We start from the raw sequence: 13,001 nt of genomic DNA on the forward strand, positions 1-13,001 counted from the left end.
GGACAGTGGGCCCGATCCTGGGCAGTTCTGCATCCAGCGTCCGTGCAGGAGTTCGCGAGGGTGGCGGTGGCTGTAGTTGCCGGAAGCAAGTGGGAGGCCAAAAACGGCCCTGCACAGATCTCTCGCTGTAAGGTAGTTCTTGACGCCGAGTTTTGCGAGGAATGAATACGCACTCTCTCCTCGCACGCTCCAGTCGTTTGTCCAAATTAGCCCCCCAACGAGCGGCAATTGTGAGGGCGCGCCGAAAACTGACTCAGTCGTCATCGCGCGACTCCATAGTTCGACATGGTGGCGGCGTACTTACTCCGCGCGATTGACATCGCCCACGAACTCCGGTCCGACGAGAAATGGGGGGAGTCTCCCTCGATGTTCGATGACAGAAAGTCGGAGATTGCTCGGCCAATCCAATTCATGCCAATATCACCATCGTCGTCAACTCTATGCCCCCGAACCTTGACGAACTCGTCCCAGCAGACTTTGGCCTCTCCTTTCAATCGCCAGCCCCCTGCAAATGCTTCAGGTAGAAAGAATGAAGATATGCAGATTCTGGAACTCGGTGGGTAACTGAACGTATTAGGGTCGTCGTAACAATTCAGTGTGTCGGCCAAGTCGGCTGACGAACGGATCCCATGAAATGCGTACGGTTTGAGCAAGAAGCGACCAATCAGGTCCGTACGCCCTTCGCCCACCAGTTCGTTTCTCAACTGGTTTAGCATCGGATGGGCGAAGAGTACCGTGACTAACTTGACGCCATGTCTCGCCAAATCGTTGGAGAGGTCACGGAGATGCGTAAAGTCGTCGCGCCGCAAATTCTGGGCTTCGTCGATCAGCATCAAGATGCGATCGCTCCGTTTGCACTGAGCCGCGTCCAAGAGCAATGTGAATAAACGGATGCGGCGCGCAACCGCTGTGCCTCGATCGGCCTCCCTGTAATTCAGATCCACCAACATGTCCGTGTAAAGCGCCCGTTCGGTCGCATGATCGTGCTCTTTTGCATTGAACAAGATGCGTGGAACTGACTCAAAATTCTGATTAATCGCGGCATTGATGGCGCGAATTGCGGATGTTTTTCCGAAGCGGGACTCTCCAAGAAAGCACACGCCTGACTCGTAACGCAGCAGCGCATCTTGTACTACCGAAAATGCCTCTTGAATGGCGTTGGTCGGAACAACAACGACGTCTTTGGTCAGCGGATGGTCATACAACGTGTCATCACGCAATTGCCGAATCTCGGAAGGAGTCGCGCTTTCAGCAATGTTGGATGTGGTGATCCTCATGAGGGGCTCCAACTTACGCCTTCCACGTGACCGGGCGAAGCGTGTGAGTCAGGGGGTGAAGGTCTGGCTCCTCGAGCTTTTTCGCCATTTTTTGTGGGGCTTCGGCAGTCGGCTGCGCTACTTGGGTTTCGTGCATGAGTTTCGCCAACTGAGTGGCGTGGCGAGAAACGCGGTTCCTCTTCTTACGAGCTTGCTCATAGGCTTGGTTAGCCAGCGTTTGCGCGGCAGTTCCGATGGCGTCAGGGGCGTGTCGAACAGCTTCATTCAGGTCGTAGTTTTGTCGAATTTTGCGGCGTGTTTCGAGCGGGTGGGAGTGCTTTCCCCATTTGGAATCCTCTGTGATTTTTACTTGGCCGATCGAACAGCCGTTTGGCAAATAAGCCTCTGCGTATCGTGCGTCGGTCTGAATATGTAGCTGGATTTTATTGCCGATCAGGCTCCATTCCCCACATAGTGCTGCGCTCGTGTATCTCGCATCCAGATATTGAACGTACGGACGGCGACCGTCCTTCAAACAACCCCTTACCGTGCATGTGACGACCTCTACCCCCAGTTCAGGGTTCGCTATGTTCGGCGGCGGAAGTTTAGGCGGTGGAATCGATGCGCCCACCGCGAACTCGCGAAGCAGATCTAGTGGGGACCTGCCACCCAGCGCGCGGTGAGGGTGCGCGTTATAGTTTGCGCAAATCACGTCGGCCAGATAGATTAACTGCTTATACGTGATGTGCTGCCGTATAGCCTGCTCGACAGGCGATTTACGACGCGCATCGATGCTCGATCCCCCGGTGGTTGATGGAATTCGATGGAATCCATAACCCTCAAGTGTCTTAAACCACCGCTCAACCAAGTCGTTATGTCCCCAATCCGCCAATGCGCTGTATGACAAATGACATCCGTGTCGACGTCGAAGATGCGTTTTGATTGCGCGCGCGTAATGTTGGACAGCATTATCGAGATTGATGATGCAGTGAGAGCACCCACGCAGTTCCGGTATCAAGCCCGACGGGAAGCCAGCTCCCTCGTCATAGGTTACGCCTGGTACCAACGACGTCATAGGCGTCCACGGGCGATTTGCCTCAATGAAAGCCTCCTGGATTTTCAGGGCGGAAACCTGGGTGCCGAAGCCAATCGAATAGCCAAGAATGCACCGCGAAGCGGCGTCAAGGTAGGCAATGAACCAGAGTCGTTGGATGGCTACCGCTTGTGGGCCGATCGGACCATCTAAGACCATACTGCCAATGCAGTTAGTGAGGTGCGCGTCGCATTGGCCGACCACATAAGGAGTCGTGGCAAACGACACGGACGATCTTTCTGTCCCGAACCTGAGTCTATAAGCTGCATTTCGGCCGAACCGGTTTGCGGCGGCCTCGGAGGCGTTATCGTTTAGCACGAATGCTACGTATCGAGCAATGGACCGGCGCCCCTGGTCGGCCGTGTTGAACGGGTAATCACTTGCACACATGCCGGCTTCTTTGCATAGCGCCTGGAATCGCCGCCAAACTGTCTTGCTTGCTGCATTGGCCTCCACGGCACTTCCCTTTGCCCTTCTTCCAAGGATCAAATCATCTAGCGCTGTTCGAATCCCCGGAAAGGCGTCCAACAAATTTTGGAAAGCACCGCTGAACCCGCGTACATCCCCATTCACAGGTGCACGCCGACGGTATGCTTGGGTCCGCATGTGTGGCAATATGCCGGCCCAGCCGAAAGGTTGTCCATCTGCGGCGGTCGCCACGCAACGGTTAAACTGCCGGCAGATCGTGTTGCGAGATACGCTGGCTAGGCGTGCAGCTTCCGAGACGTGGCCCGTTTCGAGGTAATGGGTTAGGCCGACGCGAAGTCGTTCAAATCGTCGGCGCGTCTGGTCGTCGAGCTGATTGACGTCAACGTTCCGCCACTGGCTCGCATCGCGCAGCTCAGGCGGGACGGTGCGAAAAGTGTAGAAGCGGCTCATACGGATTTCCCGATTGCGGCGAGCACGCTATCTTGACTTAGTGGGTTGGAATCGAAATCGTTTGAGCATCCTCCACGAGCAGCTACGCGTAGCGCAGCACCAATGTACGCATCGCTCTCCCCTCCTCTTGCAAGCCGTATAACGTCGCGAAGCAGAATTTGACGTTTGCTGTCGAGTAGCGTGCAGACTTCAATATGTTCATCCCGAAGTGCGTACCCGCGATAAAGGGAGAGGCGATGGATGATCTGGATCCAGTTGTGGATCTGAATTCGATTTCGATAAAGGTCTGCTCCGGTGACAGAGCGGTGCATCGCACCGCCAGCAGTTGCAGCTACGACGCGCGCTTGCTGGCTATCGATTGGATGTTCTTCCGCATCACGCTCTGCGACGATCAATTGCCACTCGCGATGGCCGTCTCGATATTCAACTTCAGCCGTCCACGTGAGTTGCTCCACTCGTCCGCCGCAATAGAGTTCGTGGGTTGCTGGCGCGTAATTTGCGTGGACAATTTGCGGATTTGACTCAATCAAGACGAAGTATGTGAACTGGTGCAGACCGCTTAGTACCCAGTCTTGGTCGGTCTTGGGGCTGTAGACGTAGTAGAGATTCGCGATTGCTCGTCCGCGCGATTTGTATGCGGCGGCAAGAGCCCCTCTCATCTGAGTGCCGATGCGACTTGAGGTGACTTTTGATTTTTCTGTTGGCATGGCGACGTTCCCTCGTCGATGTTGAGGAGCAGACGCAAGCCAGTAGAGTCGAATGCGAGCTCAACAAAATGGGAACCTCTCTCCGCGACAGCGCGCAAGCCACCTCCGCCTTGACAAGGTCGAAGCAACGACCTATTGTCAAAGCGAAGGACCCATGGGCTTAAGGTCTGGTTGAAGTTTTGACGGGCTATGTCGTTCGCGCGACATGGCCCGTTTTCCATTTCAATATCTCGTCGTCGAATCTCCTGGCAGCTTACGGTGCGCCCTACTCTTAATCGATAGGTCGGTAAGTGTCAAAAGGCAAGCGGTTTTTATGAGAGAGCCGAAGTGTTCAAAGCACTACCGACGTTTTCACTAGATGTGGATTTTAGAACCCTCGAATCAGCGTCATCAGGGTTTGAGGGAGGCACCGTGCATGTATGTGTTTTTGTTTTGGAGAATCGAGGTCTATGCTTGCGGCACTAATCATCAATGCACTTACATGAGCCCAGCAAGTTCCACGGTATTGATCGCCTATCCGAGGCAAGCGTAGTGTCGTTCGCAACACAACTTGAGAGTCTCGCACTTCAACCTGAGAGGATCGCCCCGTTCTTATCGTGTCGTCGCGAGCTGCGGGCGGCTTGCAATACGGCTGGAAGCCCGCCTGGCGTGGCTGCGAGCCGAGGCGAACGCCTGGTATCGGACACCGGATGAATCTCATTCTGGATCGCGAAAACGCGGAAACCTCTCGATTTGACCGGCGAAAGTCGGCCCACGGAGGGTTGCGAGATTTTTCGTAACCCATTGAAAAAACAGAAATTTGCAGTCTCAAGTTGAACTGCGAATGACACGTAGGCGTTGCCGGTCAGCAGTCGACCGGGTGCCGAGGACACGTGATGCCACGCAGGGTCGGATTGCGCTTTCACGAAAGCGCAAACATACGCCCCGCCTGCCGTGCACTCAGTGGCTCCGCTCCTTTTTCGTTTCAGATGAACGCGAAGGCGTTCGCGCGAGCGTCCTGTAGTGCATGATGCTCACCGCCGTTCGCAGCGATGTACTCGGCAAACCGTATCGGATTGATTTTTAGAAACACGTTTTCATGCTTCCACCCGCTTGGCAGCGGTTCTCCCAACAGTTGGAAGATCAACTGGTAGTCACAATCGGAATCGTAGCTGAGCACTGGTTTCGGTTTGATCGGAATCGCACGCAACCAAGCGAGAAGTTCCTCGCGCAATTTTGTCAATGGCATGGAGCGGCACGGGACTCTGCCAAGCTGCGGGAGCACCACGTCGCTCACAAAAGCAGTGCATAGCGATCGGTCAAAATCCGAACGTTCCCCATAGAACTCCCGCCCGTCTTCACTGACGATCGCTATGCTGATCAGTTCTCGGGTCTCAAGCCTGAAATCAGTGAATTCTGTATCGATGAAATAACGCGTCTTCCAGGTGCTGCGAGGGCCTCGATAGGAGGTATCGGGGAGGAGCATCTTGTTCTCCGTTCGACGGTAAATTGGCCGATGCATCATGGTTGGCGTGCCGCCAAACGATCCAGACTTGTTCCGAATCATTTGTGATAGATGCGGTTGAAATCAGTTCGATCATCAGGCGGGTGCGGTGCGCTCACGTGCCAACTATATTACCGACCAAAGGCGATAAACGGCGCAGCGATTTCCGGCATGTCCTCCCCCGCTGTTCGATAAAAATCACGCAAGTCACGCTCACGCTTTTCGATCACGTCGGGAAGTCGGGGTTTGCGTTCGTTATGGAGGTGGTCGATAACGTCTCCGACAGTGCCCGTCGCGCGCAGTTCTAGAAGACGGGTCGCCAGCCATGGAAATGAGGTGATGTGACGTGCATAGGAACACCCCATGAATCGATCTAAAAATGAAAATCTCATTCAATTCATGGGGTTGTGTCTTATGTGACACGACGGGTTTTGCTTTGGTCTCACGCCGGTACCGAACGGCTTCTCATGAACATCGCAACGACTGTCGGGAGTCAGTGACCATCGAAGCACGGTATTTCGTCCTCACGCGTCGGCTACCGGACCGATTGCCCTCGTTAAATGACGCATTGTGAAGCTCTTAACCATGCCGGTTTGGTGTGCACACCAAACCGGCGGTGCTACGGCACGACGATCGCCATGGCGCACAGAACTTCGCAGACGTGCCTGCGGGCAGCGGGATGACCTATCTGTTCCACCCATGCACGAAAGCACTGTGCTGATGACTCGCCCCAGGCCGCCGTCGACACTATGACAGTTCACCATTTCTCAGTCCGGACTCCTTGAGGGGGCGACGAAAGAGATCGGCCGTATTCGTCATCCAGACGATGGCGCCGGGAGGCTAGTTAAATGAAAAACGTCAAATGTATGCTGTCTTTCGGATTCTCCGTGCTTGTGATTGCGTCCAGTTTGAGCGGCTGCGCGGGAATGTCGCGGCGCGGCACAGATACCGCCGTAGGCGCAGGTGTGGGGGGCGTGGCTGGCGCAGTGCTGACTGGCGGGAGTGCGGTGGGCACAGTCGGGGGCGCCGTCGTCGGTGGCGTCGTTGGCAATGTGATCGGAAAATAACGCTTGCCGCTCACAAGAAAACCGCCGCAGCGGTGCAGTGTCAGCTTGCGCCACGTCCGATAGCGTACCGACGAGACCGCCAGATCCGTCTATGGTGACCGAGACAACCGGTCAGTCTTTCTCACGGCGGATATCGTGTCGCTCAATCGCACTGCCCTCCACAAGAATCAATCGCTCTGGGAGACGCTGGGGCCGGGTCTCATCGCCGGCGCCGCGGACGATGACCCGAGCGGCATTGCCACCTACTCTCAGGTGGGCGCCGCATTCGGCTACGGTTTGCTGTGGACGGCGTTGGCGACATATCCGCTCATGATCGGGATTCAGGTCGTGAGCGCGCAAATCGGGCGCGTCACCGGGGACGGCATCGCGGCGAACATTCGCAAGCACTACCCTTCCTGGATACTGTATGTCCTAGTGGGGCTCTTGCTTGTCGCCAACACGATCAACATCGCGGCGGATGTCGGTGCAATGGGCGCGGCATTGAAACTCCTGATCGGCGGTCCGGCTGTCTGGTACGCGGTTGCTTTCGGCGTGGTGTCGCTCACGTTGCAGGTCTTCATCCCGTTCCCACGTTACGCCCCGATTCTCAAGGCACTTACGCTTGCCCTGCTCGCCTATGTGGCCACGGTCTTCAGTGTCAAGATTTCGTGGGGATCCGTGCTGTATCGGACCGTCATCCCCGATCTGTCGTTCAACGTCAGCTACATCGTCGCGGTTGTCGCGGTGTTCGGAACGACTATCAGTCCCTATATGTTCTTCTGGCAAGCGTCTCAGGAAGTGGAAGTGCAACGCGCCACTCAGGGGCAGGAGCCGCTGACTAGCGCCCCTTCGCAGGCCTGGCGAAACTTGCGGCGCATCAGACTCGACACCTACATCGGCATGGCTTTCTCGAATGTGATCGCCTTCTTCATCATATTGACGGCGGCTGTCACGCTATATCAGCACGGAGTGAGAGACATCCAGACTTCGGCTCAGGCAGCCGCTGCGCTACGGCCGCTCGCCGGAGAGTTCGCATTCCTGCTGTTCTCGGCGGGCATTATCGGGTGCGGGCTGTTAGCGGTGCCGGTGTTGGCGGGCTCATCGGCCTATGCAGTCGCCGAGGCTTTCCAATGGCGCATCGGTCTGGGACGTGAAGTCCTGCAGGCGCGCGGGTTCTACATGATATTGACGCTCGCCACTCTGCTAGGTGTAGCGTTGAATTTCACCGCCATCGACCCGATCAAGGCGCTCTTCTGGAGTGCCGTGGTCAATGGCGTCATTGCTGTCCCGATCATGATCATCCTGATGTTGATGGCGGGAAGGCGCGACGTGATGGGTAAATTTGCGATCAGTCTGCGGCTGAAGGCGCTGGGCTGGCTAGCTACCGGCACCATGGCTTGCGCAGTCCTCACCATGTTCGCCACGTGGGGGCGGTGAGATGCTTGCATGCGGACGCGCGACGTGATGGCAATGCCGTTCAACGAAAGGGTTGCCGAGCACCGACGTCTGTATCTGCTCGATGGCAGACGCAGGAAACGCCCGATCAGGTCAGTGTTCGTACGCTTACGTACTGACCATAGTCGGCATTGACACTATCGTTAAGATTGCGACGAAAACTCAGAATATGAGTTCACTCGAACTAATGCGCCGAAGTTGAGGGCGAGGACAAGTGATCGTGAGAGGCCACAAGCGATTAAGCAAGCGTATGATCGCGCTGCATCTAGCAATCCGCGAGACGCGGATTTCTCTCATCAAGCAGGAGCGTGATCTGTATCAGGCTGCAGTTCTTGTTTGGGAAGAGGAAGGCGGACGATCGTCCCGATGGCTACGCACCTTGGATTTTTCCAATCGCATGTGAACGAATTAGCGACGGCTCCAAGACAGTGGATGATTGACATTTTCATTGCGGCGGAAAAAAATTCGAACGTGAGCTGTTGCACGGCAATGGCTCAGAGCAACCGCCGGGGAGCCCTGCCACGCGGCGTCTCGTTCAATCATGGTGGCGCCATCGATTCACTCAATGCACTTATTGCGCAGCGATTCTGACGCGCACGTGTCCGATCGCAGGGCATGAAGGGGAAAAGGCATGCTTGCGCAACCGAACAAAAGCGCCAACGATCTGCTGTCCGTGTTGCCGGACGGCGAGTGGGCGCGAATCGCCCCAGAGTTGACGTTGATCGAAATGCCGCTTGGCAAGGTCATCTACGAGTCGGGAGACCGGCTGGATCACGTGTATTTCCCTACCACGGCAATCGTCTCATTGCTTTATGTGATGGAAGACGGCTCGTCTGCCGAGATTGCTATTGTGGGTAAGGAAGGCGTTATTGGCATTGCCCTGTTCATGGGCGGTGAGACCACGCCGAGCCGAGCGATCGTGCAAAGCGCCGGGTACGCTTATCGGTTGAACGCCCGGTTGCTCAAAGAAGAGTTCAAGCGCGCCGGCCCTATGCAGCGGTTGCTATTGCGCTACACCCAGGCATTGATTACGCAAATGGCGCAAACGGCAGTCTGTAACCGTCACCACTCGATCGACCAGCAACTATGCCGGTGGTTGTTACTGAGTCTCGATCGCCTGCCGTCGAACGAGCTGCGGATGACACAGGAGTTGATCGCTAACATGCTGGGTGTCCGTAGATCCGGCGTCACGGAAGCCGCGCTAAAGCTCCAAACCGCCGGACTCATCCGCTACAGCCATGGGCATATCGAAGTGCTGGATCGGACCGGGCTCGAAAAGCGCGTTTGTGAATGCTATGGCGTGGTCAAACGGGAGTTTGATCGATTACTGCCCGATATTCAGGCCATTTGACAGCGTCTCTCCGCCAGCGAGAGCGTCAACGAGCTTCTCACCCGAGGAGTACCGCAAAGGTAGTTCGTTCGCGCTGACCCGCTGTAGGCGGAGAATATCCCGGTGTATTTGTCTGCCGTGGGCCGAGTCAACGGCGCGATTCGCCATGTCCGGCGTCGCGTCCCTCGTCTGCTCCGCCTTGCTGCCCATCACGAGGCCCTTGTCCTCTTTGCTCCGGAGCGGATTGCGTTCGCTGTCCGTGCGACGATTGCGCGGGCTCGGAACGGGGCGCTTGCATGGTGCCCCAAGGTTGTGTCTGCGGCTGAGGTTGCTGTGCGCGCTGACGCCCTTGCGGCGCCTGATCCGTTTGCATTGACGGGTGTCCGTTGGCTCCCGACTGACGTTCACCACGGGTGTTAGCCAGTCCGGAATGCTGTCCTGTTCGCGAACGATCGTCGCCGTTTTGCGTGCGCAGCGTGTCCTGTTGCGCGACGGAGTGCGGATAGTGGGCGCCGGAATACTGTTGCTGGTACGTCGGCAAAGGCGCCGGACGCGGCACATCGCGATGATTCCATTGATCCCATCCGCGGCGCTGCGTCTCCCACTGCGGCCCCCAATGCTGCCCCCATCGCGGCGGCGCATCCGTCGCCCAACCGCGGAAGTCGCGAGGGGGGCGCCGGTAGTAGCGCACCGGAATGCGCAGAATGAACAAGGGGACGGCTGCGGGTAACACCACCTGCCACGGCCCGTTGTACCACCCGCTTGTGTACCAGTTGTCACCTTGGTACACCCAGTACTGCCCATCGTAGAAGAAGTAGTTCGAATCGACTTGAGGCGCGTAATAGACTGGATAGTCGGGGACTTGAATCAGCGTGGGATACGCGGGCAGATCAATGCCGATGCTGACGCCTGGGGACACGATGCTGACACCGACCTGTGCGTGAACGGATATCACCGGGCAAAGCAGCACGGTGGCTGCAACGAGTAGGTTTCGCATGTTGTCTCCCCTGCATCGGACACCCGGTTGGGCGAGTGATCCGACTTGACTGTATTCTCCCAACGGCGCACACAGGGGAGCGCCCCGCTCTCGCCCGACGTCGGGCATCCATGCTCACTCGCGTGGATGCCATATCCCCTTATCTGTCTCGCCCCGGGCCGCCCTCGCGATCGTAGCCGCCGTGGCCATATCCACCTCCCCCGTGATCGTATCCGGGGCCGGGCCCCCACCAACATCCGCCCAATGTGACGACGACAAACATCAACAACAAACTTCGAACCGCTTTCATGGCGCCCTCCTCCGGGAACGGCGTCTTGCGCCGAGATGCCCGGCACATACGTCTTCCGTACTTCTCTCAACAAAAATGGTCAACCGTCTGATTGTCCTAACGGTCCCCGGTGAGATCCTCCCCGATTTCACCTGCCTCGCCTGACGCCGTCGCCTCGTCATTGTCGCGGGGCGCATCCTCCTGGCTATGTACGACCTGGTAGAACTCTTCTTTGATGCGCGAGAATTTCGCTTCCAACTCTCTGATTCGCTCTCTGACCTGACTCGGTGTCATAACCCTCTCCGTAGACTCAAGTGCGTGCCCTCGCCCATGTCTCGGCATCACTTTGCTCGTGGGGATATGAGGTGTCCGTCCGGTATCGCACATGACGACGAGGAAATTTCTGCGGAATATGACAAACACCGAGCCGGTCGATCTAGCCGCGCGAGACGCCATCCCCGCCCCGGTCGTGTCGGCGGGATTGGTACGCTGACGTACCGCATCGGCGTCGGTTCACCGTGTAACGTGAGATTGATAACGGAAAGCCGTCAAAGCGACATGCAAATGCGAATCATGTACTGCCGGCGTTACCGAATGCATGATCGACCCAATGGGAGATGGATATGAGGCGTCAACACATCTTGCGATCGTGCGCGGCCATCGGGCTTGCCTTTGCACCGGCGCGGCAATGGCGGCGGAAGTCACGCTGCCGCCGACACAGCAGTCCGGACCCGTGACCTACTTGTCAGGCGGCATCGGCCTGGAACAGTCTCTGGCCATCAAGGCTGCGATGCACAACTACCCTCTCGTTCTGACATTTGTCAGCAGGACGGCAACCAATGGCAACGAATACCTCTCGGATATCCCCGTCACGATTTCCGATCGCCGTGGGAACATGATTCTGTCGACACAGTCCGACGGGCCTTTCATGCTGGCGTCGCTGCCTGACGGGCGCTACACGGTGACCGCGAGCTACGAGGGAATCATGGAAAAGCATGCGGTCAACGTCTCAAGTCGGGGCCACGCGCATCGGACGTTTCTCTGGTCCCGATAACTTCAATCACGGCATTCGCCCGGATAGCGGCGCCCAATGAGGTCTTGCGAAACGCCTTCGGCGAGGTTCCATGAAAGCCACTCAGAAATTGCAGGCGCTCGGGCAGAGTCTCTGGCTCGACAACATCACGCGAGGCTTGCTCGGTGACGGGACACTGGCCCGTTATCGCGATGAATACAACGTCACAGGTTTGACGTCGAACCCTGGCATCTTCCTCAAGGCGATCCGCGATACGGCGACGTACGACATGGATATCGCAAAACCTGCCGATGCGACGCTCACCGACGAAGCGCTGTTCTTTTCGCTGGCGATCAGAGACCTGAAACAGGCGGCAGCGCTGTTCCTGCCGGTGCACCAAAAAACCGGGGGTATCGATGGATGGGTCTCGCTGGAAGTATCGCCGTGGCTCGCTGAGGACGCTGTCGGGACGGTAGCGGCCGCCAAAAGCCTGCATGCAAGTGCCGATTGCCCCAATCTATTCATCAAGATCCCCGGCACGACAATCGGTCTTGTCGCCATCGAAGAGGCGATCTTTGCCGGCATACCAATCAATGTCACGCTCCTCTTCTCCCGCGAGCAATACGTAGAGGCGGCAAATGCTTACTGGAGAGGCCTGGCGCGCAGGCGTGATGCCGGGCTGGATCTGCACGTGGCATCCGTAGCATCGCTATTCGTCAGCCGTTGGGACACCGCTATCACAGGCGAGGTGCCGTTCGGTTTGCGTAACCGTCTTGGCGTGGCGGTGGCCAAACAAACTTACGGCGCCTACCGTGAGCGCATGTCGCACCCAATGTGGCGCGAATTGTCCGACGCGGGGGCAAGCACTCAGCGCCTCTTGTGGGCCAGTACGGGCGCGAAGAGCCGGGAACTCTCACCCGGCTATTACGTTGAGGCACTTGCCGCACCGGATACGATAGACACGGTGCCGGAGGCGACCCTGCTGGCCTTTGCAACGCGAGGCGAGTTGATCAGCGTAATGCGAGAGGATGGTGGCAACGCCGATCCGGTGCTCGCAGACTTCGCTCACGCCGGCGTCGACGTCGCAGCGCTCGCCGCACGCCTTCAGCGCGAAGGCGTCGAGTCGTTTCGGCAGGCATGGGCTGAACTCATGCAGATCATTGCCGGCAAGCGCATGCCTGAATGGCATTGACTGGCACCCGCCCCCAGTGACACACGATACGTCCTGAACCCCTTGACGGTCGACGGGCCACCTGTGACGGGGTCGGGCTATCCCGTTACCTGTGTTTCTTCAGATCGTGGCGTGTGTCGCCGACGACTGACTGGACCTTGCCGACATTCTTCTCGATCTTGCCGTCGATCTCCATTTTCGTGTTGCCGACCACCTTACCGGTGACCTCTTTGATTTTGCCGGCGGCTTCCTTGACCCTGCCTTTCACTTGATCTTTGTTCATGATGATTTGCATTCTCAGTAG

The 13,001-nt window shown here is 57.3% G+C and carries 14 protein-coding genes; 6 read left to right on the plus strand and 8 right to left on the minus strand.

Annotation, left to right across the window (positions count from 1 at the left end; translation table 11 throughout):
- Window positions 1–260: 260 nt before the first annotated feature.
- The 5 genes from PAN31108_RS13595 to PAN31108_RS13615 all read right to left on the minus strand — a co-directional run bounded on the left by PAN31108_RS13595 (window position 261) and on the right by PAN31108_RS13615 (window position 5,810).
- Complete coding sequence (locus tag PAN31108_RS13595; protein WP_124988736.1) at window positions 261–1,277, minus strand: ATP-binding protein; 1,017 nt, start codon at window positions 1,275–1,277, stop codon at window positions 261–263.
- 13 nt (window positions 1,278–1,290) lie between these two features.
- Complete coding sequence (locus PAN31108_RS13600; protein ID WP_124988737.1) at window positions 1,291–3,228, minus strand: hypothetical protein; 1,938 nt, start codon at window positions 3,226–3,228, stop codon at window positions 1,291–1,293.
- A complete protein-coding gene (locus tag PAN31108_RS13605) occupies window positions 3,225–3,935 on the minus strand; it encodes a hypothetical protein (protein ID WP_124988738.1) in 711 nt (236 codons plus the stop codon). The genes PAN31108_RS13600 and PAN31108_RS13605 overlap by 4 nt, the downstream gene beginning before the upstream one ends.
- Before the next feature lie 964 nt (window positions 3,936–4,899).
- Window positions 4,900–5,400, minus strand: coding sequence for a 3'-5' exonuclease family protein (locus tag PAN31108_RS13610; RefSeq protein WP_174994976.1), 501 nt, complete (start codon window positions 5,398–5,400; stop codon window positions 4,900–4,902).
- 149 nt (window positions 5,401–5,549) lie between these two features.
- The gene (locus PAN31108_RS13615) at window positions 5,550–5,810 is read right to left on the minus strand and encodes a hypothetical protein (RefSeq protein WP_125033584.1); all 261 of its coding nucleotides are present in this window, start codon (window positions 5,808–5,810) and stop codon (window positions 5,550–5,552) included.
- A 474-nt stretch (window positions 5,811–6,284) separates the two neighbouring features.
- Between PAN31108_RS13615 and PAN31108_RS27185 the strand changes: the two genes are divergently transcribed.
- The 4 genes from PAN31108_RS27185 (at window position 6,285) to PAN31108_RS13635 (ending at window position 9,270) form a co-directional block, all read left to right on the plus strand.
- Window positions 6,285–6,485, plus strand: coding sequence for a YMGG-like glycine zipper-containing protein (locus tag PAN31108_RS27185; RefSeq protein WP_181321509.1), 201 nt, complete (start codon window positions 6,285–6,287; stop codon window positions 6,483–6,485).
- A 135-nt stretch (window positions 6,486–6,620) separates the two neighbouring features.
- Window positions 6,621–7,901, plus strand: coding sequence for an Nramp family divalent metal transporter (locus PAN31108_RS13625; protein ID WP_217426305.1), 1,281 nt, complete (start codon window positions 6,621–6,623; stop codon window positions 7,899–7,901).
- Window positions 7,902–8,285: 384 nt separating this feature from the next.
- A complete protein-coding gene (locus tag PAN31108_RS13630; RefSeq protein ID WP_124988586.1) occupies window positions 8,286–8,510 on the plus strand; it encodes a hypothetical protein in 225 nt (74 codons plus the stop codon).
- A gap of 40 nt (window positions 8,511–8,550) precedes the next feature.
- Window positions 8,551–9,270 carry a Crp/Fnr family transcriptional regulator gene (locus tag PAN31108_RS13635; RefSeq protein WP_107338464.1) on the plus strand — a complete coding sequence of 240 codons (720 nt, stop codon included), beginning with the start codon at window positions 8,551–8,553 and terminating at the stop codon, window positions 9,268–9,270.
- Between the two features lie 127 nt (window positions 9,271–9,397).
- Here the strand turns inward: PAN31108_RS13635 and PAN31108_RS13640 are convergent, their stop codons facing one another.
- Window positions 9,398–10,246: a hypothetical protein gene (locus tag PAN31108_RS13640; protein WP_150598614.1), complete on the minus strand. Its 849-nt coding sequence runs from the start codon at window positions 10,244–10,246 to the stop codon at window positions 9,398–9,400.
- Between the two features lie 385 nt (window positions 10,247–10,631).
- Window positions 10,632–10,808 carry a hypothetical protein gene (locus tag PAN31108_RS26380; protein WP_174994977.1) on the minus strand — a complete coding sequence of 59 codons (177 nt, stop codon included), beginning with the start codon at window positions 10,806–10,808 and terminating at the stop codon, window positions 10,632–10,634.
- Window positions 10,809–11,112: 304 nt separating this feature from the next.
- Between PAN31108_RS26380 and PAN31108_RS13645 the strand changes: the two genes are divergently transcribed.
- Window positions 11,113–11,568 (plus strand): carboxypeptidase-like regulatory domain-containing protein, encoded by a 456-nt coding sequence (locus tag PAN31108_RS13645; protein ID WP_244916916.1) that lies wholly within the window; start codon window positions 11,113–11,115, stop codon window positions 11,566–11,568.
- Between the two features lie 70 nt (window positions 11,569–11,638).
- The gene (gene tal / locus PAN31108_RS13650; RefSeq protein ID WP_107338468.1) at window positions 11,639–12,718 is read left to right on the plus strand and encodes a transaldolase; all 1,080 of its coding nucleotides are present in this window, start codon (window positions 11,639–11,641) and stop codon (window positions 12,716–12,718) included.
- An 85-nt stretch (window positions 12,719–12,803) separates the two neighbouring features.
- Here the strand turns inward: tal and PAN31108_RS13655 are convergent, their stop codons facing one another.
- Entirely contained in the window at window positions 12,804–12,980 is a 177-nt protein-coding gene (locus PAN31108_RS13655; protein ID WP_107338482.1) for a CsbD family protein, read from the minus strand.
- Window positions 12,981–13,001: the final 21 nt, after the last annotated feature.

The sequence above is a fragment of the Pandoraea anhela genome (assembly GCF_902459655.1).
GTDB classification, from domain to species: Bacteria; Pseudomonadota; Gammaproteobacteria; order Burkholderiales; family Burkholderiaceae; genus Pandoraea; species Pandoraea anhela.